Annotated in this window: 26 protein-coding genes and 1 pseudogene; 7 read left to right on the forward strand and 20 right to left on the reverse strand. The window is 70.0% G+C overall.

Annotated elements, in window-relative coordinates; all coding sequences use genetic code 11:
- From ASD66_RS25210 to ASD66_RS09665, 9 genes and pseudogenes are all read right to left on the reverse strand, one after another.
- Positions 1–237 (reverse strand): annotated as a pseudogene (locus tag ASD66_RS25210) (hypothetical protein); the annotation flags it as partial.
- Between the two features lie 143 nt (positions 238–380).
- Complete coding sequence (locus ASD66_RS09630; protein WP_156388621.1) at positions 381–1478, reverse strand: zinc ribbon domain-containing protein; 1098 nt, start codon at positions 1476–1478, stop codon at positions 381–383.
- Between the two features lie 48 nt (positions 1479–1526).
- Positions 1527–2348 carry a siderophore-interacting protein gene (locus ASD66_RS09635; RefSeq protein ID WP_056890809.1) on the reverse strand — a complete coding sequence of 274 codons (822 nt, stop codon included), beginning with the start codon at positions 2346–2348 and terminating at the stop codon, positions 1527–1529.
- Between the two features lie 102 nt (positions 2349–2450).
- Complete coding sequence (aroF, locus tag ASD66_RS09640) at positions 2451–3494, reverse strand: 3-deoxy-7-phosphoheptulonate synthase (RefSeq protein WP_056890810.1); 1044 nt, start codon at positions 3492–3494, stop codon at positions 2451–2453.
- 42 nt (positions 3495–3536) lie between these two features.
- Entirely contained in the window at positions 3537–4034 is a 498-nt protein-coding gene (locus tag ASD66_RS09645; protein WP_056676693.1) for an SRPBCC family protein, read from the reverse strand.
- Positions 4035–4173: 139 nt separating this feature from the next.
- Complete coding sequence (locus ASD66_RS09650) at positions 4174–5070, reverse strand: DMT family transporter (RefSeq protein ID WP_235530030.1); 897 nt, start codon at positions 5068–5070, stop codon at positions 4174–4176.
- Complete coding sequence (locus ASD66_RS09655) at positions 5067–5969, reverse strand: deoxyribonuclease IV (RefSeq protein ID WP_056890811.1); 903 nt, start codon at positions 5967–5969, stop codon at positions 5067–5069. Before ASD66_RS09655 ends, ASD66_RS09650 begins: the two co-directional genes overlap by 4 nt.
- Positions 5970–6070: 101 nt before the next feature.
- Positions 6071–8125, reverse strand: coding sequence for a Stk1 family PASTA domain-containing Ser/Thr kinase (gene pknB / locus ASD66_RS09660; RefSeq protein ID WP_056890812.1), 2055 nt, complete (start codon positions 8123–8125; stop codon positions 6071–6073).
- A 104-nt stretch (positions 8126–8229) separates the two neighbouring features.
- Complete coding sequence (locus ASD66_RS09665) at positions 8230–9096, reverse strand: LysM peptidoglycan-binding domain-containing protein (protein WP_056890813.1); 867 nt, start codon at positions 9094–9096, stop codon at positions 8230–8232.
- A gap of 184 nt (positions 9097–9280) precedes the next feature.
- On the opposite strand from ASD66_RS09665, the gene ASD66_RS09670 reads away from it, so the two are divergent.
- The 3 genes from ASD66_RS09670 to ASD66_RS09680 are packed head-to-tail and all read left to right on the forward strand — an operon-like array spanning position 9281 to position 10603.
- The gene (locus ASD66_RS09670; protein ID WP_056676705.1) at positions 9281–9652 is read left to right on the forward strand and encodes an Rv2175c family DNA-binding protein; all 372 of its coding nucleotides are present in this window, start codon (positions 9281–9283) and stop codon (positions 9650–9652) included.
- An 11-nt stretch (positions 9653–9663) separates the two neighbouring features.
- Entirely contained in the window at positions 9664–10170 is a 507-nt protein-coding gene (locus ASD66_RS25215; protein WP_235530031.1) for a ribonuclease, read from the forward strand.
- Between the two features lie 13 nt (positions 10171–10183).
- On the forward strand, positions 10184–10603 hold the full coding sequence (locus tag ASD66_RS09680) for a barstar family protein (RefSeq protein WP_082599427.1): 420 nt from the start codon (positions 10184–10186) through the stop codon (positions 10601–10603).
- Positions 10604–10722: 119 nt separating this feature from the next.
- Here ASD66_RS09680 and ASD66_RS09685 read toward each other — a convergent pair whose 3' ends face one another.
- Positions 10723–11796 (reverse strand): polyprenyl synthetase family protein, encoded by a 1074-nt coding sequence (locus ASD66_RS09685; RefSeq protein WP_056890815.1) that lies wholly within the window; start codon positions 11794–11796, stop codon positions 10723–10725.
- 76 nt (positions 11797–11872) lie between these two features.
- Here ASD66_RS09685 and metF point away from each other — a divergent pair, with 76 nt between their 5' ends.
- Both metF and ASD66_RS09695 read left to right on the forward strand, forming a co-directional pair.
- Positions 11873–12763 (forward strand): methylenetetrahydrofolate reductase [NAD(P)H], encoded by an 891-nt coding sequence (gene metF / locus ASD66_RS09690; protein ID WP_056890816.1) that lies wholly within the window; start codon positions 11873–11875, stop codon positions 12761–12763.
- A gap of 54 nt (positions 12764–12817) precedes the next feature.
- On the forward strand, positions 12818–13423 hold the full coding sequence (locus ASD66_RS09695) for an SIMPL domain-containing protein (protein WP_056890817.1): 606 nt from the start codon (positions 12818–12820) through the stop codon (positions 13421–13423).
- A 106-nt stretch (positions 13424–13529) separates the two neighbouring features.
- Here the strand turns inward: ASD66_RS09695 and ASD66_RS09700 are convergent, their stop codons facing one another.
- The 6 genes from ASD66_RS09700 to ASD66_RS09725 form a co-directional block, all read right to left on the reverse strand.
- Positions 13530–14831, reverse strand: a complete 1302-nt coding sequence (locus ASD66_RS09700; protein ID WP_056676719.1) for a phytoene desaturase family protein — start codon at positions 14829–14831, stop codon at positions 13530–13532.
- A gap of 201 nt (positions 14832–15032) precedes the next feature.
- On the reverse strand, positions 15033–15563 hold the full coding sequence (locus ASD66_RS09705) for a hypothetical protein (RefSeq protein ID WP_056676722.1): 531 nt from the start codon (positions 15561–15563) through the stop codon (positions 15033–15035).
- 99 nt (positions 15564–15662) lie between these two features.
- Entirely contained in the window at positions 15663–16253 is a 591-nt protein-coding gene (locus ASD66_RS09710) for a DUF4126 domain-containing protein (RefSeq protein WP_056890818.1), read from the reverse strand.
- Between the two features lie 102 nt (positions 16254–16355).
- A complete protein-coding gene (locus ASD66_RS09715; protein WP_056890819.1) occupies positions 16356–17261 on the reverse strand; it encodes a hypothetical protein in 906 nt (301 codons plus the stop codon).
- Entirely contained in the window at positions 17258–17752 is a 495-nt protein-coding gene (locus tag ASD66_RS09720) for a SigE family RNA polymerase sigma factor (RefSeq protein ID WP_056676731.1), read from the reverse strand. Before ASD66_RS09720 ends, ASD66_RS09715 begins: the two co-directional genes overlap by 4 nt.
- A 36-nt stretch (positions 17753–17788) precedes the next feature.
- Positions 17789–19267, reverse strand: a complete 1479-nt coding sequence (locus ASD66_RS09725; RefSeq protein WP_056890820.1) for a short-chain fatty acid transporter — start codon at positions 19265–19267, stop codon at positions 17789–17791.
- 241 nt (positions 19268–19508) lie between these two features.
- Here ASD66_RS09725 and ASD66_RS09730 point away from each other — a divergent pair, with 241 nt between their 5' ends.
- A complete protein-coding gene (locus ASD66_RS09730; protein ID WP_056890821.1) occupies positions 19509–20756 on the forward strand; it encodes a hypothetical protein in 1248 nt (415 codons plus the stop codon).
- Positions 20757–20815: 59 nt separating this feature from the next.
- Here the strand turns inward: ASD66_RS09730 and ASD66_RS09735 are convergent, their stop codons facing one another.
- From ASD66_RS09735 to ASD66_RS09745, 3 genes are read right to left on the reverse strand one after another with little or no spacing between them, the layout of a single operon-like run.
- Positions 20816–21175 (reverse strand): ArsC/Spx/MgsR family protein, encoded by a 360-nt coding sequence (locus ASD66_RS09735; protein ID WP_056890822.1) that lies wholly within the window; start codon positions 21173–21175, stop codon positions 20816–20818.
- Positions 21176–21177: 2 nt separating this feature from the next.
- Positions 21178–21642 carry a YbaK/EbsC family protein gene (locus tag ASD66_RS09740; RefSeq protein ID WP_056891419.1) on the reverse strand — a complete coding sequence of 155 codons (465 nt, stop codon included), beginning with the start codon at positions 21640–21642 and terminating at the stop codon, positions 21178–21180.
- A gap of 14 nt (positions 21643–21656) precedes the next feature.
- Positions 21657–22454, reverse strand: a complete 798-nt coding sequence (locus tag ASD66_RS09745; protein ID WP_056890823.1) for a hypothetical protein — start codon at positions 22452–22454, stop codon at positions 21657–21659.
- 107 nt (positions 22455–22561) lie between these two features.
- On the opposite strand from ASD66_RS09745, the gene ASD66_RS09750 reads away from it, so the two are divergent.
- Positions 22562–22891 (forward strand): HEAT repeat domain-containing protein, encoded by a 330-nt coding sequence (locus ASD66_RS09750; protein ID WP_200949979.1) that lies wholly within the window; start codon positions 22562–22564, stop codon positions 22889–22891.
- 321 nt (positions 22892–23212) lie between these two features.
- Here ASD66_RS09750 and ASD66_RS09755 read toward each other — a convergent pair whose 3' ends face one another.
- Positions 23213–23623 (reverse strand): hypothetical protein, encoded by a 411-nt coding sequence (locus ASD66_RS09755; protein ID WP_056676743.1) that lies wholly within the window; start codon positions 23621–23623, stop codon positions 23213–23215.
- Positions 23624–23642: the final 19 nt, after the last annotated feature.

Genomic DNA, 23642 nt, shown 5'->3' on the forward strand with positions numbered 1-23642 from the left:
GCCCTGAGGGGCGGGCGGCTGCTGAGGCTGGCTCCACTGCTGCTGCTGGGGCTGCTGGGGCTGCTGGGGCGGCGGCTGCTGAGCCGGGAACTGTGCGGTCGGCTCCTGGCCCCTGATCTGGGTCTGGCCCTCGTCAGGGGTGGGCGCCTCAGCGGCCGGTGCGAGGGTTGCCCCACACGCACCGCAGAAGGGCTGGCCCACCGTCGTCGCCGTACCGCATTGCGGGCACTGGCTCATGGTGATGACTCCGATCGTTGTGTCTCTCGCGACAACTGTTCAGTGACAGCACCCTAATGGTCCCCGGGTGCGGGCGCGCGCAGGCGCTGTCGTCGCGTCCGCGATACCCGGATCCGCGGGATTCAAACAACCAGGAGCAGGAGTCAGTCGGTGCTGCCCCGCAGCACGACCTCGCTGATCGCCGTGACGTCCCACAGCGGCGGACCCTTGTGGCCGCTCACGGACACGATGCGCATGCGGATCGTGCCGGTGACGGCGTCGTCGATGCGCATCACCTGCATGTCCGTGGTGTCGCGCAGCGTCTGCTCGACGGTGGTGCCGTCGTCGAAGAGCCACTCCACCTTGGTGATCTTGCGGTTGCGGTCGTACCAGTTGGCGCCGGGGTCCAACTTGGCGTAGCCGTTGATCATGCCGACCTCCTTGATCGTCGCCTCCTCGGGCAACGAGAAGGTGACGGTCCGGCCGGAGGCGTCCCCGGCGATGCGGTACGCCGTGGTGGGCGAGCCGTCGAACATGTTCGTCAGGGGGTAGGCGACCCGTTTGCCGTTGACGTCGGTGCCGGGACGGCGCGGCTTGGGGCCGGAGGCGGTCGCTCCGGCGCCGAGGTCGACCGCGTCGGCGTCCTCGGGCGGCGGAATCGTCGGGGAGGGGTCCGTGCTCTCGGGAGCCGAGGGGGAACCGCCGTCAGTGGCGGCCTGCGACGAGTCGTCGTTACCGCTCGTGTCGGTCGAGTCGTCGCCGCGGGTGCCGAGCCAGACACCGATGCCGGCCGCGATCACCATGGCCAGCAACAGCGGCACCATCCAGACCAACGGTGAGCGTTTGCGGCGGTCGGTCCCGGAGCGGTGGCTGCCACCCGCGTCGGCAGGCTCGGCGGGCGGTTGCCAGTCAGGAGCGAACGTCTGGTCGGTGTACGCCCGATCGGCGAACGGCTGCACCGCTGGGGTCTCGTCGTCGCGGATCCGGGTGGCGTTCTGCTCGGGCGAACGCGTCGGCACCTCGTCGGCGAACAATGGCGGGGGAGACGGGGCCTGCGGAGGAGGCGGAGGCGTCGAGTACAACGGGAAGCGCGAGCCGGTCGCGGCATCGGGTTGTACGGCGGGCAGGCGCACCGACGTCTTCTCTGCAGGGGACTCGTCGCCGTGTCCGCCGGCCGCCGGTGACGGGGCGACAGGCGCGCCACAATTCGTGCAGAAGCGGCCCGGGCCGAGGCCCGCGCCGCAGTTCTTGCAGAAATTCATGTCTCTCCCTCGGACTGTCGCGCCGAGAATCCTAACCGAGGACGCCGCTCAGGCCTCTCGTCGGGCCAACTCGGACTTCCACTCGCGGAAGCCCTCCTCGGTGCGACCGCGGCGCCAGTAGCCGGAGATCGAGACGTCTGCCCTGGGAATTCCGCGCTCCTTGAGGAGCAGCGGGCGGAGGCCGTGCATGACGGCGGCGGCCTCTCCGTGCACGAAGGCCTGCACCGTCCCGGGCAGCCATTCGAGGTCGCGGACCGCCTCGACGAGGGGTGCCGCCGTGCCGGCGCGCTCGTCGGGTACGTCGTGGGACGGCGCGCCACGGAGCACCCACGTCACCTCGACGTTCTCACCCTCACCGAGCTCGATGACGTCGTCCTCGGCGGCGACCTCGACCAGGACCCGGGCCACGGCGTCGGGCGCCAGCGCGTCGAGCGCTGCCGCCACCGCCGGCAGGCCGGCCTCGTCGGCGACCAGGAGGTGCCAGTCGACGTCGGCCCGGGGTGCATAACCGCCGCCCGGTCCGTTGGCGAGCAGTTCGTCGCCGGCTGATGCGGTGGCCGCCCACGGACCGGCCACACCCTCGGTGCCATGCACGACGAAGTCGATGGACAGCGTTCCGGCCGGTACGTCGAGGGTGCGGACCGTGTAGGTGCGGACGACGGGCTGGTCCTCGGCCGGCATCGACCGGACCACCTGCATGTCGAAGGGTTCGGGGTAGACCACGCCGGGCTTGCGGAAGACCAGCTTCACGTAGCGGTCGGTGTCGGTGCTCTCGGCGAAGTGGGCCAGGTCGCCGGTGAAGTGGACCCGCACCAGGTGCGGGGTCAGCTGCTCGGAGGTGGTGACGGTGAGCAGGGTGGGGGCTGGCAAGGGATCTCCTGGGGCGAGCGTGCGACGCCTCGACGTGACCGGGTCACGGGGCGTGGGGACACCCTCGTTCTATCCGACCGGGCGAAACCTGTCGGGCAGAGGTCAGCGGATCATCGTGCTGGCGTCGACCCGGCCGACGACCTTCGGCAGCTTGCGCACGGCCTGGGCCAGCTCGCGCAGGTCGTTGCCCAGCAGGGCCTGCGGACCGTCACAGAGCGCGACCTCGGGCTTCGGGTGGACGTCGACGATCACGCCGTCGGCGCCGACCGCGATGCCGGCCCGGGCGAGGGGTACGACGAGGTCCTTGCGCCCGGCGGCGTGGGACGGGTCGATGATGATCGGCAGGTGACTGGTGGCCTGCACCACCGGGACGGCGGAGATGTCGAGGGTGTTGCGGGTCGACGGCTCGAACGTCCGGATGCCGCGCTCGCAGAGCACGATGTCGAGGTTGCCGCGCTGGGCGACGTACTCGGCGGCCATCAGCCACTCCTCGATTGTCGCGTTCATGCCGCGCTTGAGGAGCACCGGCTTGCCGGCCTCGCCGACCGCCTGGAGGAGTCCGAAGTTCGCGGCGTTGCGGGTGCCGATCTGCAGCATGTCGGCGTACTCCGCGACCACGGGGACGTCGCGGGCGTCGACCACCTCGGTCACCACCGGCATGCCGGTCGCCTCACGCACACCGGCGAGGATCTCGAGGCCGGCCACGCCCAGGCCCTGGAAGGCGTACGGCGAGGTGCGCGGCTTGAACGCACCGCCCCGCAGGATCGTGGCGCCGGCGGACTGGGCCATGCGGGCCGCCTCGACGGTCTGCTCGGCGGACTCGACGGCGCAGGGGCCGGCCAGGAACGTGAACGAGTCGGGGCCGATCGGGACACGCCTGCCCTCGGGGCCCACCCAGACGGTCGAGCGTTCGGCGTGGTGCTGCCGGCTGACCAGCTTGTAGGGGTCGGAGATGCGGTGCACGTCGGCGACACCCCGGAGGGTGCGCAGGTTGAGGTGGTGGAACGACTCGATGTCGCCGACCAGGCCGATGATGGTGCGCACGACACCCTTGGACACGAAGGCCTCGCCACCGACGCCTTCGACCCGCGAGACGACCCGCGCGATGTCTTCGTCGGTGGCGTCGGGGGACATGACGACAACCATGAACTGAGAGTAGTGGCGGGCCCCGGTGCCGTCAGGGAGTATTCAGGATGCGGAACCGAGTCGTGACCTGCCGCCGATGCGCTGCTCGGCCTCGGCCTTGATGTCCTCCAGGTCGTGGGTGAGCATCCGCCGGGTCGCGTCGAAGCTGAAGCCGCCCCAGATGTTCCACATCAGGGACTCGGCCCGGTTGCGCTCGCCGATGTCGATGTTGGCGGTCAGCAGCAGCTTGGTGCGCTCGCCGGTGTGCGACTGCAGCGAATAGGCGGTGCGGATCCGGTCGTGGCCCAGCCTCGTCTCGTGGATCGTGCGGTGTGGCGCCTCGGCCACGGTGACCTCCAGCTCCTCTACGCCGTGGTGGCCGAACATCGTCCGCTTCTCGCGCCACGTGGTGCCAGCGGCGTACGGGCCGTCGCTGGTCAGTTCGACCGAGTCGACGCTGCGGAGGATGTGGTCGGCGTGGACCAGGTCGGTGAGCACTTGCCACACCGTGTCCGGATCGGCCTCGACCTCCGTGTTCAGGTGGATCACGTGTCCAGTCATGATGACCTCCTCGTGACTCCCATGGTCCTCTTCGGGCACCGGGCTGTCGAGGCCACGGCGACCCTGCCGGCCCCTGCAGCCACCGAACAGTCAGCAGGTTCTGGGGCACCGAAACATGCGGACTGTTCGGTAACGGGGGTCAGACGGCGATGTGGGTGACCTCGGCCTCGATCTTGCGGCGCGGCATCAGCTCGACCACCAGCATCGCCGCGAAGACCAGCAGCCCGCCGGAGAGAAGTCGCGCGGTGAGGTGCTCGCCGCCGGCCAGCACCGCGAAGACCGCGGCAAAGACCGGCTCCATGCTCATGATGATCGCGCTGCGCGTGGGAGGCAGGTGGGCCTGCGCCCAGGTCTGGCCGGCCATCGCGAAGGCGCCCGCGCCGAGCGCCATGTAGACGATGCTGAGCCAGTCACGGCCGTTGTCCGGCAGGGTGATCCCGTTCGGCACCGCGCCGAGGAAGCAGACCGCCGAGATCACCGCGAGCTGCACGATCGCCATGCCCATCGCCTCGTCGGCGTTCGACCAGGCACCGAGCCCGACGATGTGGAGCGCGTAGATCAGGGCCGCGATCAGCGTGATGCCCTCGCCGTACCCGAAGGCGAGCCCGCCGGGCTGCAGGGTCAGCAGGGCGATGCCGCCGATCGCCATCGCGACCGCCACCCAGGTCAGCCTCCCGATGCGGGTGCGGAGCAGTACGGCGGCCAGCAACGGCGTGCACACGACGTACAGCCCGGTGATGAAGCCGGAGACCGACGCGGCGGTGTGGGCCAGCCCGACGGTCTGCAGCACCTGTGCGCCGGCATAGAGCACACCGAGGACGACGGCCTGCCGGCGTGACTGCGCGGAGAGGCGGCCGAGCGCCTTGGGGAAGATCAGCAACAGCGCGACCGTGGCGATCGGGAAGCGCACCGCCAGGAAGTCGAGGGCACTGATCCGCTCCGAGAGGTCCTTGATCAGGAAGAACGTCGAGCCCCACATGGCCGTCATCGCCAGCAGGACGACGGTGGCCAGCCGGGCGGTTCGGGTCTCGTTCACGCCCCGTCCCCGGCGCGGGCCTGCTCGCGCAGCTTCTTGAGCAGGTCGGCGTCGGGGTTGCCCGGGTCGCGGGAGCCGGGGGTCTCCAGGATGAACGGCACGCCGGAGGTGGCGGGGTGCGCGAACAGGTCGCGGAAGGAGTCCTCGCCGATGTGTCCGGCGCCGATGTTCTGGTGGCGGTCCTTGAAGGCTCCGCGCACGTCCATGGAGTCGTTGGCGTGGATCAGGCGGAGTCGGCCGGGCCCACCGATCTCGACGATGCGGTCGACGGTGGCCGCCGTACCGCCCTCCTCGTCGAGCGGTGCCCCGGCCGCGAAGACGTGGCAGGTGTCGAGGCAGATGCCGGCCTTGGGATGGAAGTCGAGTGCGGCGAGGTAGGGCTGGAGGTCCTCGACGCCGGCGCACAGGGAGCGGCCCTGGCCGGCCGTCGGCTCCAGCAGCAGCCACGGGGCGTCGTCGTCCTCGATCGCCTCGAGCAGGGGGAGCAGGCCCTCGCGGACCTGGCGCATCGCCGCGTCGTACTTGTCGCTGCTGTCGGTCGGGTCGACGAACGAACCTGTGTGCACCACGACGCCCTCGGCGCCGATCTCGGCGGCCCGCTTCAGGTTGTGGGCCACGGTGGCCACCGACTTCTCGTACGTCGCGAACGTCGGCGAGCCGAGGTTCACCAGGTAGGGAGCGTGGATGAACGAGCGCGTGCCGCTCTCGGCGCAGGCCTCCCGGAACGCCTTGTCCTGTGCCGGATTGCCGGCGCTGGCGGCCCAGCCCCGCGGGTTGCCGACGAAGACCTGGAGCGTCTCGTAGCCGAGCTCACGGGCATCGGCCAGGGCTCCCGCGGCGAGGCCCTTGCCGACCGCGACATGGGAACCGACGGGGTTGCGAAGCGCGGCGTCAGACATGCGGCCAAGGCTATCCGTGGGCCCACCACGCTGGTTGAGGAGGTTGCGGTCCCCGGTGGTTGAGGAGATTGCGCAGCAACCGTTTCGAAACCATCAGGGCGTCAGACGATGGTGATGGTGACCGTGCTGCCCCTGGGGACCATCACGCCGCGGCCGGGCGAGGTGCTCAGCACGTAGCCCAGGCCGATGTAGTTCTCGTGGTGCTCGACGTTGACCTTGAACCCGGCGTCCTCGAGGGTGTCGCGGGCCGCGTCCTGGCCCATGCCGACCACGCGGGGGACCTCGATCAGCTCGGGCCCCTTGGAGACCTTCAGCTCGACCGTGTCGTCCTTGAAGAGCTCGCCGGTGCTGGGGCTCTGCGAGATGACGTTGCCCTCGGGCACGTCGTCGTCGTACTCCTCGGACCGGTCGACCTTCAGGTCCCTCTTCGAGAACCAGGCCTCGGCCTTGTCGGCGTCCTTGCCGGTCCAGTCGAGCAGCTTGATCGGCCGCGGTCCCTGGCTGAGGTAGATGTCGACGGTCGCGCCGGGCTTCTGGGAGGTGCCGGGCTTCGGGTTGCTGCTGATCGCCTGGCCCGCGGGGATGGTCGGGTGGTAGCGCGGGATCGACCGGCCGAACTCGAGATGCGCGTCCTGGATCGCCGCCTGGGCGTCGTCCTCGGACCTGCCGCGCACCTTCGGGACGTCGTACCGCTCCTTGCCCAGCGACAGCACGACCGTGACCGTGCCGTCGTCGAGCACCCGGTCGCCGGGGCCGGGGTCTGTGCTGATCACCGCGCCCTTGGCGACGCTCTCGGAGTATTCGGGGTCGCCCTCGGCGTACTCCAGGCCAGCCTTCTCGATCTTCTGCTTAGCCTCGGCGGCGGTGAGCTCGAGCACCCCGGGCGCCGTCGTGTAGCGGGCGACGCCGAACCAGTACGCGCCTCCGCCGATGACCAGTGCGGCGACCAAGGCGAGCACCAGCAGCAGTGGACCGCGTCGCCGGCGCGGCCGGTCTCCGTCGTCGTCCCGCTCGCCCTCGTTCCACGGCGGTACGCCGGACGGGTCGGCCGGTCGAGCAATGGGGGGCTGGCCGCCGGCTTGAGCGGCCATCACCTCGTCGCGGTCGATGTGGCTGGTCATCGGGAACTGCTCGACGGGCTGCGCCGGCCGGATCTGGGTGTCGGTGGCGCTCGGACCGGCCTGCTCCAGCGGGTCCTGGGCGGTGTCCTCGCGGAACTGGTCCTCCTCGAGCGCGCGCGCCGACGGAGGTGCGAGGTCGGCGACCAGCTCCGGGTCGTCGACGACGCCCTCGGCCAGCGCCTGGGCCACCCGGTGCACCTGGTGCAGCAGCACCCGGGCGTCCGCTGGCCGGTGCGAGCGATCGCGTGCGGTGGCGCGGGCCACCAGCGCGTCGACGTACGCCGGGATGCCGGGCACGCTGCGCGACGGTGGAGGGACGTCCTCGTGCACGTGCTTGTAGGCGACCTGGATCGGCGACTCGCCCTCGTGCGGCTTGCGGCCGGTGAGCAGCTCGTAGAGCACGACCCCGGCTGCGTAGACGTCGGCGCGGGTGTCGGCCCGGCCGTCGACGACGAGCTCGGGGGCGAGGTAGGAGACGGTCCCGATCAGCACCCCGCCGGTCGCCGTGTGCTGCGTGTCGGCGCTGATCGCCTTGGCCAGGCCGAAGTCGGCGACCTTCACCCGGCCGTCGTCGGAGATCAGCACGTTCTCGGGCTTGATGTCGCGATGGATCAGCTGCGCCTGGTGCGCGGCGCTGAGCGCGGAGAGCACCGGCTCGATCAGCGCAAGCGCCTTGCGCGGGGCCATCGGCGCTTCCTTGCGGATCACGTCACGCAGGGTGTGGCCCGGGACGTACTCCATGGCCAGGTAGATCGTGCCATGGTCGCGGCCCTGGTCGTAGACGCCGACGACGTGGGGGTGCGAGAGCTTGGCGGCGTGCCTGGCCTCGCGGACGAACCGTGCCGCGAAGTCCTCGTCGTCGCCCATGCCGGGGTGCATCACCTTCAGCGCGACGGTGCGGTCGAGGCGGTCGTCGTGGGCCTCGTAGACCGAGGCCATGCCGCCGCTGGCGATGCGCGGCCCGACGCGGTAGCGGTTGTCGAGGAGTCGCCCGATCAACGGGTCGCTGAGGTCCCGTTCGTTGCGTGGCTCCACTGCTCGACCTCCGTGCACGGCTGGATGGGGAAGGATCCGCCGCACCCAATCCTACGGAACCCGGCGTGATCCGCCCCGCCACCGCTCATTCCGGCGTGGCGATGTCAGGGGTTGCCGGACCTCTCGAGGCGTCGCTGGATGGCCTGCACGTTGTCGACGTACGCCTTGGTCTCGCCGTACAGCCCGTGCTCGCGGACCGCTCCGAGGCCCTGGTAGTAGGCCCCGACCTGCTGCCGCCGGGTCTTCGTCATGTCGTCGAGAAGGTCGAGCAGGAGTACGCCGGCCAGCACGTTGTCGTGGGTGTGGCGCAGCTTGAGCGGGCGCCCGGCGTAGAGCGACATCCACTCGCCGGTGTCGGGGAGGACCTGCATGGCGCCGATCGCGTCCGCGCTCGAGACGTGGTGCATCTGCCAGCCCGACTCCTGCCAGGAGACGGCCAGCGCGAGGTGCGGGTCGACGCCGTGGTTGCGGGCGGTGCGCTCGATGATGTCGCGCACCTTCGCGCGGCTGGGATGCCCGGGCCTCGCGGTGCTCTTCCGGGGAGTGGCCCTGGCGGGCTTCCCGGCCTTCTTCGCGTGCTTCGTCTCGTGGGTGCCGGAGGTGGACTTGCCCGCCTTGGGCCGCTCGCCCTTGGGCAGGGCAGCGAGTACGACGGGGATCCGGATGCGGTCACCGACCTGCAGTGCGGCGGAGGGTCCGAGGTCGTTGAGCGAGATCAGCTCGGCGGTCCAGGCGTGGTACCTCACCGCGAGCTCGGTGGCGGTGTCGCCGGAGCGCACCGTGTGGCCCACGACCTTGCGACCGGCCGGAAGGTCGTCGTCGGCCAGCGCGGGGGCGGCGGTCGCGATGAGTCCGGCGGTGACGGCTCCGGCGGTCAGGCGGGAGAGCCAGCGCAGGGGACGGCGGGAGGTGCGGACGGGGAAACGGAACGTGGGTCGCAGGCGACTTCGGGCGGGGGTGGGGAAGGTCATGACGACTGGTCCCTTCGTCGAACTGCCCGGCGCCCGGAGCTCCGAGTGCCCCGTGGGTGGCGGTCGGGCAGCCACACGACGGTAACCGCAGGTATCCAAGTTACTCAAGTGGCAGGTGTGACTGGTGGGTCGAAATCGCGGAAGGGATTTCCGTCAACCCACCCGGGATGGAAGAGTTGGCGGAATGAACGACGCCGCCGCTTCCGGACCTGAGCTGGACACCCTCGTCGACGCCTGGCTGGACTGGTCGGAGACCGCCACAGCCCTCGGTGTCAGCGTCAACAAGGTCCGCACGATGATCCGCGAGCACGAGCTCGCCGCCGCCGTACCCACGCCGGGTGCCGGCCAGCAGGTGCCCGCCGCCTTCGTGCAGGAGGGCGAGGTCGTCAAGGGCCTGCCCGGCCTGCTCACGATGTTCCACGACGGTGGCTGGGACGACCGGGAGTGCATCGAGTGGATCTACACCGACGCCGACCTGCCCGGGCGCCCGATCGACGCACTTCGTGAGAACCGCGGCTCCGAGGTCAAGCGCCGCGCCCAGGCCATCGCCCTCTGAGAGGTAGACCCGTGCGGCTGAGCAGGTCCCAACGGCAGATTCTCAGCCTGATCGCGTTCGTGGTGGTCGCCGGGCTGTGGTGGTGGTCGCAGCAGGGTTCGAGCGACACCGACAATGACGGCGGTACGACGACCGGCCGCGACTCCCAGACGTCGAGCTCGCCGCGCAGCACCCCGCGGGCCGACAGCAGCGGGGCCGACAACGGCTCGGGCACCTCGTCGGAGGTCGACCCCGAGTCGGGCCTGCACTGGATCAGCGCGAGCGACCTGCCCGCCGAGGCGCAGCAGACGCTGGACCTGATCGACGACGGCGGTCCCTACCCCTACGACCGTGACGGTGTCGTGTTCGAGAACCGCGAACAGATCCTGCCGCAGCAGCAACAGGGCTACTACCACGAGTACACCGTGCCGACGCCCGGTGAGGACGACCGCGGCGCCAGGCGCATCGTCACCGGTGACGACGACGAGTTCTTCTGGACCGCCGACCACTACGACTCGTTCGAGAGGATCGACCGATGAGCGGACTGCACTCATGAGTGGCTTGGCAGGAATTCTCGCCGGTCACCACGCGACCGGGGTGTTCACCTGGCACGCGGGCTTCGAGGTCGACGACGTCAGGCACGCGGTCGAGCACGCCGGCTGGCAGTTCGGGCACGTCGACGGCTGGGTCGCCACCACGAAGGCCGAGGTGCTCATCGCGCTGGGGGAGTCCCTGGCCTTCCCCGACTACTACGGCCGCAATTTCGACGCGCTGGCCGACTGCCTGGCCGATCTCGACCGCGACGTCGTGTTGCTCTGGGACGGCTGGAGCACCCTGGCCCGCGCGGACTCCACGGCCTTCGACATCACGCTCGACGTACTCACCGAACGTGCGCAGGCGCCTGGGAAGTTCGTCGTGCTGCTCCGCGGCGAGGGACCCGAGCTGCCAGCCGACATCGCGTCGCTCGACTAGCTCTCGCGGCGTCCCTTTGCTGGTTGAGCAGGGCGTTCTGCGCCCGGTGCCTCTCGGTGGTTGAGGAGGGCGTTCTGCGCCCGTCTCGAAGCCGTCGTGCGCCGATCGCCTCGCGGCGACTAGTGCGCGCGCTGCGTGACCGCCGACGACAGGTCCCGCAGGGCGACCTTCGCCTCGTCGAGCAGGTCGGCCTTCTCGAGCGCCTCGAGTGAGAGGCGCGACAGCTCGTCGATCATCGCCTCGACCTGCTGGTCGGCGCCGGACTCGATGATCAGCGCGCGCAGGTCCTCGACCTGGGCGGGCGAGAGCGCCGTGCCCAAGGCCTCGTCGAGTACGGCGGCGCGTGCGGCAGGCACCCCGTCGAGGGCCAGTGCGACGAGCACGGTGCGCTTGCCCTCGACCAGGTCGTCGCCCGCAGGCTTGCCGGTGACCTCGGGGTCGCCGAAGACGCCGAGCTGGTCGTCGCGCAGCTGGAACGCCTCACCGAGCGGGAGGCCGAAGCCGGTCAGCTCGGCGAGCACGTCGTCCGAACCACCGGCCAGGGCCGCACCCACGTGCAGCGGGCGCTCGATGGAGTATTTCGCCGACTTGTAGCGCAACACCGTCATGGCCGTGTCGACGTCGGCGCGGCCGCGGGCCTGCACCGAGACGTCGAGGAACTGGCCGGCCACGACCTCGGAGCGGCAGATGTCGAAGACGTCGAGGGCGGGGGAGACCTTCTCGAGCGGCAGTCCGCAGCGCCGCAACAGCTCGTCGGCCCAGGTCAGCAGCAGGTCGCCGAGCAGGATCGCGGCGGCAGCGCCGTACTGCTCGGGGTCGCCGGTCCAACCGGCCCTGCCGTGCTCGGCCTCGAAGGCCCGGTGCGTGGCAGGGCGTCCGCGGCGGGTGTCGGAGGCGTCCATGAAGTCGTCGTGCACGAGCGCGCTGGCGTGCAGCAGTTCGAGCGCGGCGCAGGCACGCAGCAGTGAGCGTTCCTCGTCCGGAGTCGGCGTGGCCACCGCGCGGTAGCCCCAGTAGCAGAACGCGGCGCGGAACCGCTTGCCTCCGGCGACCGCGAGGCGGGCCTCGGCAAGCAGCCGCGCGGCATCGTCGCCGAGGGGCGCCAGTCGGATCGCCTGTTCGGCGAGGAAGTCGTCGATCACGGCCTGGAGGCCGGCCCTGAAGGCCGCAGGGTCGAGGGGATCCGCAGTCACGCCATGAGACTAGTCATCGGGTTCTGCTGGGTGGACGGCGGCCACCCAGCGCACAGGTGGAACCTAGACTTCCGCCATGGACCAGCAATCGCCGCGTGGCATCGGGCAACTCATCCGTGAGGGTGAGCGGTCGTTCTCGTTCGAGTTCTTCCCTCCGAAGGACGAAGCCGGCGAAGCGCAACTGTGGCAGGCGATCCGCGAGCTCGAGCCCTACCGGCCGACCTTCGTGTCGGTGACGTACGGCGCCGGCGGTACGACGCGCGACACCACCGTGGCGATCACCGCACGCATTGCCCGCGAGACCTCGATGGTCCCGATGGCCCACCTCACCTGCGTCGGCCACACCGTCGACGAGCTCCGCGAGGTGCTGAAGTCGCTGACCGAGAGCGGAGTGCGCAACGTGCTCGCGCTGCGCGGCGACCCGCCGGGCGGCCCCGGCACCGCGTGGGAGGCCACCGAAGGCGGCGTCAACTACGCCTCCGAGCTGATCAGCGTGATCAAGGAGATCGCCGACGTGAGCGTCGGTGTCGCGGCGTTCCCCGAGGGTCACGTCGACGCGGCCAGCCTCGATGACGACGTGGCGGTGCTGCGCGCCAAGCAGGACGCCGGTGCCGAGTTCGCGGTCACCGAGATGGTGTTGCGCGCGGCCGACTACTTCGGGCTCGTCGAGCGGGCCCGGGCCACCGGCGTGGAGATCCCGATCATCCCCGGTGTCATGCCGATCCTGAACATCAACTCGATGCGGCGCATGGTCGAGCTCTCCCGTCGAGAGCTGCCGACCGAGGTCGTCGACCGTTTGCGCCCCTTCGAGGAGGACCCGGCCGGGCTGCGTGCCGAGGGCATCCGCATCGCCACCGAGCTGTGCGAGGCGATGCTCGACGGAGGCGCCCCGGGGCTGCACTTCTACACGCTCAACCGCTCCAAGGCGACCCGCGAGATCTTCGAGGGCCTGCGCATCACCGTCTGAGCAGCCTGCAGCGTCTCGAAGCCGCGCATCACCAGCGGCCAGTACTGTCGTCGCATGGATCGCACAGTCACCGTCACCGGGCAGGGCACCGCCACCGCCGTGCCCGACAGCTCCGTGGTCCGCGTGGCGATTGCGCAACGCGCAGCCACGGTCGCGGCGGCGTTCCGAGCCGTGGCCGACGGGGTGGCCGTGGTGACCGCACGTGCTGCGGACTTCACCGAGCAGCGCCGCATCGCCTCGCGTGACCTCAACGTCTGGCCGGCCCACGACAACGAGGGACGCCAGTCCGGGTTCGAGGCCCGCCACGCCCTCGAGATCGGGTGTGCCGACCTCGAGTCCGCGAGCGCCCTGCTCGAGGCGCTGGTCGAGGCCGCAGGTGACCGCCTCCTGGTCGAGGGCGTCTCGCTCGAGGTCGCCGACCGGGCAGCGGCCGTGACCGCGGCCCGCGAGCTGGCGTACGCCGACGCGGTGGCACGGGCAACGCATGTCGCCGAGCTGGCCGGTGCCCGTCTCGGGCCGGTCGTGTCCGTGACCGAGGGCGGTGGCTTCCCGGGCCCGCTGGCCGGACTGCGCGCCGCCAAGGCCGATATGGCGTTCGCGCCGGGGGAGGCCTCGATCGGCGTCACCCTCCAGGTCTCCTGGCAGCTCGAACTCGACTGACGTCCTGCGTCCTGGTCGCCGGGGGCGCCGCACCGCAGGACGTCCCGCACAATGTCCTGCGTCCCGGTCGCCGGGGGTGCCGCACCGCAGGACGTCCCGCACGAGGTCAGGCCGGTCCGACCTCCTGGGCGACCAGGGCGGCGGAGAGCCCGACGAACGGTATGCCCGCCCCAGGGTTGGCGTGCGCGCCCGCGGCGTACACCCCGGGCACCGGCGTGGTGGTGGAGAGACGTTCCTTCAAGGTGCCGCGGCCCTGCCAGAGCACGCCCATCGGCGACCCGCCCCACTGTTCCACCTGGGTGCGCGGTGAGCGGTCGACCCGCACCTCGACGTACGGCCGCAGGTTGATGCCCTTGCGCACCAGCCCGAGCACGATGTCCTCGGCGAGGAGTCCGCGTCCGAAGAGCGTCACCGCCTTGCCGCCGTCGGGGGCGGTGCCGCCGGTGCGCACGACGATCATCGGGTCGCCGTGGAAGACGGACTCGGGCGGCAGGTCCGGCACGTCGCCGGTGAGCCCGAGGTGGCACACGACCGGCGGGATGGCCGGCATGGTGCGGCGTACCCGCTCGGCCATTGTGGGCAGGCGACGCGGGTCGGAGGCGCAGACCACCACGTCGGCGTCGATCTCGCCGGCGCTCGTGGACACCGCGACCGCGCGTCCCTCGCGCACGACGATGTCGGTGACCGCGGTGTCGAGCAGCACGGTCACCTTGCGGGTGGCGAGGCGTTGGGCGAGTACGCCGGACAGGCGGCCGAGACCGCCGTCGATCGTCCAGGCGCCGAACCGCTGCTCGACGTACGACACCATGCCCATCCAGGCCGGCACGTCGCGGGCGTCGTGGCCCTCGAAGACGAAGGGGTGCGCCGCGAGCAGACGGAGCCGGTCGTCCTTGAACGACTTCTTCAACCGCTTGGCCAGCATGTCGCGGGTGAAGATGCGCGACGTGGTCTCCTTGGCGGCGATCTCGGGGATCCACGGCCGCTCGAGGAAGTCGCGGCGGATCATCTCCCAGTCGTCGGCGAACCCCTCGACATAGGCAGCCCACTGGTCGCCGAGGCCAGCACCGAGACCATCGAGGGCCTCGATCTGCGCGGCCCGCGAACTGCCGGGGAGTGCGACGGTGGTGTCGTCCTCGAAGTGGTGGGTCCGGATGATCGGCTGCTGCACGAGGTCGACCTCGCGCTCGAGCGGGCGACCGGTCTTGCGGAACAGGTCGCGTACGACGGCCGGCAGCAAGGTTGCCGACGGGCCCGCGTCCCAGGTGAAGCCGTCCTTCTCGACGACGCCCATCGCGCCCCCGAGCTGCGACATCTGCTCCACGAGGGTCACCTCGTGACCGAGCTTGGCCAGCCGAGCGGCCGAGGCCATGCCTGCGAAGCCTCCACCGATCACCACGACGCGCGCCATGTGCCGACCCTAGACGAGACATTCCAAGGGGACGTGCCGGGCTCACGGTGCCCCCCATCCCGACCGGCGGCGTTGTCCTCGACTCGACGGGACTCGATCCCGCCTTCGCTCATCCGCCTTGCCGGATCGGGCGCGGATGCCCCGCGAGCTGATCCGGCACCCCTTGGAACATCTCGTCCAGTGGTGGAGGCGTCGCGACCCTCAGGCAGTCGGTCCCTGGGTGCGCACGTCGGCGACCTTCGCCATGGCGCCGCGCAGCTCCTCGAGCCAGTCCTGCTCGTGCTGCCCGACCAGGCGGACGCACCAGGCCAGGGCGTCGGCGCGTGAGCGGGCCACGCCGGAGTCGACGAGGGTGTCGAGGACCAGGCGCTGGGGCTGCCGCAACCGGGTCATCACCGGGACCGCGACGTGGGTCCACAGCTCCTCGTGTTCGCCGACCCGGACGCCCCACGCGACCTTGCGCTCGAAGCGGTGCTCGGCCTCGCGGGCAATCTTCATCCGTGCCTTGCGGGTGTCCTCGCGGAACCCGGCGGCTCGGCCGGCGCGCGCCTCGGCGGCCTCGGCCTCCGAAGGTGCGTCGTCGCCGGACGTGGTCTCGATGTCGGGGATCGTGAGAACGACCGTGATCTCCTCGCGGTCGATCGTGGTGCGGGCAGGCTCGGCCTGCCACTCGTCGGGGAGGCGGCCGGCGAACCAGCCGCGGACCCGCTCCCTGTTCTCATCTGTAATCATGTAATCAAGATTACAACCGTGCGCCAAGGGCGTGGCCGATCGGTTCCGCGGCGGAGTGCGGTCGTGCTGGCGCGCAATGAGGATGTCGAGCAGAACCGGTCAGGCGTACGCCGGCGGCCGGGGCTCCCGACCCTTCCAGCGTCGCCAGAACTTCCGGATCAGCCTGGCCACGAAGTAGAGCATCACCAGTCCCAGCACGAGGAACACTGCGGCGATGATCGCGGCGGCTTCGGGGTTCTCGATCGCGAACCACACCACGCCCAGCACCGCGAAGTCCTCTCCGACGCTGGCGGCGATGTTGGTGACCGGCTCGGGGGAGGAGTTGATCGCCATCCGGCCGCCCATCTTCACCAGGTGCGAGGCCAGGGCGCTGCCGCCACCGACGACGCCCGCGACCGCACCGTTGAGGGAGTCGGCCTCGCCGGCGACCAGGACGCCGAGCACGGCGCCGACGGTCGGCCGGATGCCGGTCGAGATGGTGTCCCAGGTGGAGTCGATGAGCGGGATCTTGTCGGCCACGAACTCCATCGCATACATGAAGCCGGCGATGCCGAGCACTTCCCAGCGACCCAGCACATGGGGGATCCCGTCGGCCCCGAGTCGCTCCGAGATGCCGAGCACCAGCACCACCAGGTAGCTGTTGATGCCACTGGCCCAGCCATTCGAGAACACCAGCGCGAGTGATTCCACGAGACGGACTCTAGTGGCCCCGGAGCCTGACGCCGGGTATTCGCGCCCGTACGCCGGGGTGGCACGCGCGGCCACTCCGACGTACGCGCGTCGAGTCGAGAACTACGGCCCCTCGACTGCGTCGGCCTGCGCCATGCACCCGGCCTGGTCCACGCCGTTCGACGTGCCGGTGATCGGGAGGGACCACACGCAGCCGTCCTTGTCGGTGGGCGGCGCGGGGATGTCGAGCTCCGGGTCAGTGACCAGCGAGGTGAGGTCGTCGATCGGCGCGTTCCAGTCGGCCGCCTCGACGGAGGATGCCTTGACGACCTCGGTGGCCGTCACCACCAGCGTCTCGGAGCGGACGTCCTCGACCATGTGCGAGAACCACAGCTTGTCGGGGTCGAAGGTCGCGAGCTTCTTGTTCGGCACGACCGCCCACCCGTCGCCGATCCGTCGCAGGGCCATCGTCTGGCTGATCACCGTGCGCCCGTCGACGTCGAACGTCTCGCAGGCGACGGAGTAGTCACTGGCGAGCTCGGCCTGGCAGTAGGTGTCGCGGTCGCCCTCGGCCTCACTGCGCGCGTGCAGCAGGCTGATCCGGAACTCGCGGCCGGCCATGGTGTAGTCGACGGTCATCTGGGAGGCCTTGTCCCAGAACTTCTCCGGCAGCGCGGTGCCCTGGCTGTCGGTGACGCTGCGCACGCCGTCCGGCAGGCCGGGCGTCGTCTTCGCGAACACGACCCGGGCGTGCTCGTCGATGATGCGCGGCATCTGGCTCGCGTCGTAGTCCGGGCTGCCGGCGACCACCTTGTTGCCGGAGGACCCGTTGCCCGAGTCGACCAGCTGCGGCACGGTCACCGCGCCGATCGTGGCCAGGGCAGCGGCACAGACGCCGCCGGTGATCGCCCGGCGGCGACGGAGAGTACGGCGACCGCGGGTGATCGTGTCGTCGGGAGTGAGCTGGAACGGCGGCTCGTCGCTGTTGACGTGGTCGCGGACGAGGGTGTGGAGGTCGTGCTCGGTCATCGGAGCTCCTCGGTCAGGGCGAGTTCGGGAAGGTGGGCGCGCAACGTCTCCAGTGCCCGGGAGGTCTGTGACTTCACGGTTCCCTCGGCAACGCCGAGGGCCTGCGCCACATCGGCGACCGACAGGTCGTCGAGGAAGCGCAGCGCGATGATTGCCCGCTGGCGGTCGGGCAGCAGCCCGAGCGCGTGGCCCACGTCGAGCGGCGTCGAGTGGTCGTCCGAAGCCTTCTCGGGCAACTGGTCGACGACCGACTCGGGCTTGCGCCGCCGCAGGTGCGACAGGCACTCGTTGACGACGGCCTTGCGGGCATAGGCGTCGCGGGTCTCGGGGCGGATCCGCGACCATGCGGCGTACACGTTGACCAGTGCGAGCTGGGTGACGTCCTCGGCGGTGTGCCAGTCGCGCACGACGAGGTACGCCGTACGACGCAACGCGGGACCGCGCGCGATGAAGTAGTCGGTGAACTCGCGTTCCCGGCGGTCACGACGCATGGGGTGCCTTCCGGTGTGGAGAGGTTGACACCCTGACTACGTCACGAGCGGCCGACGAGGTTCGCATGAGGGGCCGAGAATATTCCTGGGAGCCACCGGTGGCACGAACTCGAACGTCATGCCGAGGAGCCAGAGCAGCAACAGCACCACGGGCAGGTGGAAGAGGAACTGGAGGAACGTGAACCCCACCAGGTCCCGAGCACGCAGGCCGAGCACCGCGAGCAGCGGGAGCATGAAGAACGGGTTGACCAGGTTGGGCAGTGCCTCGGCGGCGTTGTAGATCTGCACCGTCCAGCCGAGGTTCATGTGCACGTCGGTCGCCGACTGCATGACGTACGGCGCCTCCACGAGCCACTTGCCGCCGCCCGACGGGACCAGGAGTCCTAGCAGCGCGGTGTAGAGCGCGATCACCACGGCGAACGCCCCGCCACCGCCGATGTCGGTGAAGAGCTCGGCGAGGTGGCCCGAGACCGAGACGCCGCCGAACCCCTCGGCACGGGTGAGCACGGCAGCCATCGCGGCGTACAACGGGAACTGCACGAGCACGCCGGCCGTGGAGGGGACGGCCTTCATGGTCGCGTCGAGGAACTTGCGTGGCGTGCCCTGGAGGACGAGGCCGAGCACCAGGAAGACCATGAGGTAGCCGTTGAGGCTGCTGACCACCGTGAGCACGGGCAGGTCGACGAACTGGAGCACCAGCCAGCCCAGCGTCAGCAGGCCGATCAGGATCGGCAGGATGCGGGAGTGCTCGAGCCACTCGCCGGGGCGGGTGCGGGCCTCGGTCTCGGCCACCGTGTCGTCGAGGTCGACGCCCATCTCCTCGGCGGTCCTGATGGCCTGGCCCTGGGGCGCGGAGAACCACGAGACGGCGACCGTGAGTGCGATGAGGACGGCGGCCAGGGTGAGCGACTGCCAGGTGAGGATGGTCGCGCCGAAGTCGAGCACGCCGGTGATCTCCAGCAGCTCGGGCGGCAGGGACTCGGGCGTTGCCTGCAGCTGCGCCGCCGAGGACGAGAGGCCCAGGGCCCAGACCGCGCCCAGTCCCATGTACGCGGCGGCGCCGAGTGCGCGGTAGTCGACGCGCAGGTCGGTACGCCGTGCGATGGCGCGGGCGAGCAGTCCGCCGAAGACCATGCTCAGTCCCCAGTTCAGCATCGAGACCAGGCAGGCGAGCAGCGCCACGAAGGCGACCGCCCCGCGTGCCGTCCTGGGCACGGTGGCGATTCGTTCGATCAGCCGGGCGACGGGCGGCGAGGACGCCACGATGTAGCCGGTGAGCACGACCATCGCCATCTGGAGTGTGAACGCGGTCAGGTCCCAGAATCCGTCACCGAACGTGCGGGCCACGTTTGCGGGGCTGGCACCGTTGATCATCGCAGCGGCGCAGATGATCACGACCCCGGCGAGGGCGAAGACGTAGGCGTCGGGGAACCACTTCTCCGTCCACGCGGCGCTTCTCTGGGCGAACCGGGCCAGGCCCTTTTCCTGGGCGGGTGCAGCGGGTGACGTGCTCATGAGGGGAGCCTCCTGGGTCGGGGACGACCCTGAGGCTAGTGGAGCCTGTCCCTGCCGCGGCCGGCAGGCAAGGGCCTGGTTCGAGACGGTGGCCGACACCTGCCAGTGCCGAACCACGCCAGCGGGAACTCCTTCCGGAGCGGGTGCGCTGGCACCCAAACTCCTCGGCAGTACGACGGTTCGATCCGGATCACCTCCGACTCCCGGGCATGCGGCCGTCTCGACACACATGGGGAGAAGCATGAAGAAGCGCCTTGCGGTCACCGCCTCGTTGGCGGCGTCGCTCTGCCTGGTCCTGACGGCCAGCCCGCAGGCCGTCGCCGACGACAAGGACGAGATTCCGCAGTCCACGTTGGTCTCCGCGCCGGACTCGATCGCAGAAGGCGTCACCCTCGGCGAGGCCAGGGCCGCCGTCAAGGGTGACGCGGTGAGGGAGGCGCGGCTCGAGAAGCTGATCGCCACGCTGCCGGCCGACTGGCAGAAGCACCGCAGCAGCGCCCTGCGCCACCTGGGCCTCGACGCCACGCAGTGGACCGACGCGATCTCCGGGGTGATCAACCCCGACGACTACGAGTGCACCGAGAGCCCGTTCAACCAGTGGGTGTCGGCGGAGGTCGGGAAGATCGGCCAGGGTGACCTGATGGTGCTCAGCCTGTTCGGCGTGCTCGACTTCCCGACGTACGACGCGCTGATCTACGAGACCGACGCGACCAAGCAGTACTTCGGCACCCACGGTGAGTACAACAAGGTGCTGCCGCGCGACTTCGGCACGCTGCAGGACTTCTGGGACATCAAGTCGTTCGACATCCAGCTGCTGGCGATGCACGGCGAGATGTTGAAGGACCGTGCCCGCGTGGCCCGCGCGGCCACCCTGCTGCTCGGCGTAGAGGGCGACGAGGCCCTGGAGTTCGCCGACCTGGTCATGGAGATCCTCAGTGCCAATCCCGTCCTCGACGGCGGCGAGCACCCGATCTTCACCCTCAACGCGTTCGCCTTCACCGCCGAGGGCGACCCCGACCCGGTGGTCGACGGCGTGCCCGACAAGATCGTGATGGGCGACGGCGTGCTCACCGCGCTGCACGAGATCGGGATGTCGCAGGTCAGTGGCCGCTCGGTGCTGTCGCACGAGTTCGGCCACCATGTGCAGTACGAGAAGGGCCTCTTCGAGTCTGACCTCACCGGCCCGGAGGCCACCCGGCGTACCGAGCTGATGGCCGACTCGTTCGGCAGCTTCTCGACCTCGCACGAGCGCGGCCTCGCGTTCAGCCACAAGAAGTACCTGGAGGCGCAGCGCGCGTCGTACGAAGTGGGCGACTGCAGCTTCGACTCCGACGGTCACCACGGGACGCCGAACCAGCGCATGCGTGCGGCGAAGTGGGGCTACGAGAAGGTGCAGGCCCTGGCGAACCCGAACCGCATCACGCCTTCGGCGAAACTGGCCAGGCAGTTCGACCGCTTCCTGCCCACCCTGGTCTCACCGGACGCCTGACCCCCGTCGTCCGGTGACGGGTGTGGGTTCGGCCTGCAGGCCGGACCCACACCCCTTCTCTAGTTCTTCAGCACCCGGGCAAGCGTCTCGTCGTCGCGCGCGACCACGGCGGTGCCGTCGTCCAGCGTGATGATCGGGCGCTGGATCAGCTTGGGGTGCGCGGCCAGCGCGGCCACCCAGTCGCCGCGGTGTGCGTCGTCCTTCGGCACGTTCTTGAGCTCGAGCTCCTTGGCGATCGGCTCGTTCATGCGGGCGATGTGCCACGGCTCGAGGCCCAGCTTGGCCAGCACGTCCTCGATCTCGGCGACGGTCGGCGGGTCGTCGAGGTAGCGACGCTGGGTGTATTCATTGCCGGCCTCGTCGAGCGCGCCCACCGCCGTACGGCACTTCGAGCAGGCCGGGTTGATCCAGATCTCCACTGTCACTCCACCTCGATCTCGGTCGCGCCGGTCATCGTGACCAGCTCGTCGTACGTCGTGCTGAACACCGCCGCCGGGTGGCCCGCGGCGGCCCACACCACGTCGTACTTGCGAAGCCAGGGGTCGATGTACGTCGGCACCGGCGCGGGGTGGGCGATGGGGGAGACCCCGCCGATCACCTGGCCCGTGTGGTGCCTGACGAAGTCGGGCTTGGCGCGCTTGAGCGGCCCGGTGGTTGCCTCGACCTTGGCCGTGTCGACCCGGTGGGCGCCGCTGGTCAGGATCAGCACCGGGCTGCCCTCGGAGTTGAACAGCAGGCTGTTCGCGATCGCGCCGACCTCGCAGCCGAGCGCCTCGGCGGCCAGAGCCGCGGTGTGCACCGAGTCGGGGAGTACGACGATCTCGCCGGTGCCGCCCTTCTCGGCCAGGACCGCGCGGAACTTCTCGATGGAGGGGTGTTCTGCCATGTCGGAGACCCTACTCAGCGGGCGGGCAGCGCCCGGCACAGTGTCCGGGGGAACGATGGCACGGAGGCGACGTCGGCGCAGCCAGCTGCGGTGCCCGACGCGACGGCGTTCCAGCGGTCCCCGGTGAAGTGGGCGAAGAACCGGGTGTGCGTGCCCTTCCCGACGCAGCCCGCGGGAGGAGTGGAGCCGTCGACGGACTGGCATCCCGTCATGACGGCGTCGACCTCGGCCACCATCCAGCTGCCCTCGCACGCGAGTACGTCGACCTGCTGTTCGGGCGGGATCTCGACTCCCTGCAGCAGGGTGCCTGTCCACGCGGGGTCGCAACGGTCGTTCGGTGGGTAGCAGCCGACCTGGTGCTCGCAACGCACGTACGACGGCCCGTTGCCCGGTTTCCATTCGACGGAGTTGTCGGTGACCAGCGTGCGGCCGTCCAGCTCCGGGATGTCGACCGACAGCTCATGGGGCTGCATCTTCGGGCAGGCATGGGCGTCGTAGTCGAGTGTCGCGGCGAGCGACTGGAACGTCGCGGTCAGGAAGACCGCGTGCTTCTCGGCCTCGACGGTCGCCTTCGGGTGCCGGGCACATCCCGGTGCCCCGGCAGGCAGGTCGAGGGTGACCGTGACCCTTCCGGGCCCGCTCTGCGTGAGGGCTGTGATGTCGGCTGCGTAGGTCACCGGACCGGAGGGTCGGTCGGTCATCCCCGTGGGGCCACCGGTCGCCGGGTCATCGGCATCGGTCGCGGTGCCACAGGCGACGAGGACGGGAACCAGCAGGGCCGAGGCGAGCAGCCCGAGGCGGGACAGGGTCATGGTCGAAGAGCCTAGGTAGTCCCGAGGGTCGGGCGCATGAGTCGACGTACTCACCTGTTGCGCGACTGTCGGTGTCAGCCGTCGGCATCGCACTTAGACTCCGCTTCGTGGTCAACGACTTCACACGTGGCTTGGCGATGATGCGCAAGCGTGACGCACAAGTGCGGGAGGACGGATTCGGGTTGGTCAGGTGCGTCGCCGCCGATCACGTGGCGGAACTCAGCGGCGCCTACGCCGCCGAGAGCGACCACGGCTTGCGCTGCTGGCTCCTCGAGTTGCTCGGTGACGCCCGCTCACCCGAGGCGCTCCCCGTGTTCGCGGGCGCGCTGACCAGCCCAGACGAGTCCATCCGGTACTGGAGCGAGAAGGGCCTGGAGAAGTTGGATACCAAGGAGGCTCGGCGATTGCTCTGGGAGCACCGGCATCGCCACGCGTAGTACACGGCTACTGCCGCGATCCGTGGGCAAGTGCACGACAGTAGTGAAACGACGGCTCTGTGGACGAGGCCGAGGACACTGCCGAGAGTCGAGAGCATCAGATCGAGATTGTTCAGGGCAGCAGACGACCAAGGACCTCCGCTCGCAGGCGTCCGCTCATGCCGATGAGAGAGCGCCAGCGTCTTACCGCAGAGGGTCACCGAGCCGCCGCCGCGGAGCCGTGACTCAGCTCCCGGGAGCACTCGATCGCCGCCATCGAGTCATCGCTGGCGGTCAGAGGCACACCGCGACGCCGGCGAGGTGGCTGGTGGAAGCTAGCCCTCAACTAATCAGCGGGAGAATGTGGTCCCTGATGAGCGTCCTCGACGCAGGTGTGTCGGACACCCTGGTCAAGGTCTGGCGGTACGACGACGGAAGCGTGACGGGCGCTGATCGAAGGTCACGCACCCAATCCACACCGACCCGGTGGCCGTCAGTTGAAGGCTCGGTCACGACACCGATGGCTTTGACGAGCATGGTGCGGAAGTCGTTGTTCATCTGCTTCGCGACGAGCACGTCGCCGTGCTCCATGAGGTCGAGGTTCGGGGCTTGCTTCTGGTAGCTCGGGTCCGACTCCATGTTGTGCCAGCCCAAGACCCACTCGCCCGCTTCGATCCAGTCGGCGAGCATCTCCCGTGCTCCGTCGCCGTGCCAACCACCGTGAATCGTCCCCACCATGAAGTAGTTGGTCATGCGGGCATCACCTCGACAG

The organism is Nocardioides sp. Root151 (genome assembly GCF_001427925.1).
Taxonomy (GTDB): domain Bacteria; phylum Actinomycetota; class Actinomycetes; order Propionibacteriales; family Nocardioidaceae; genus Nocardioides.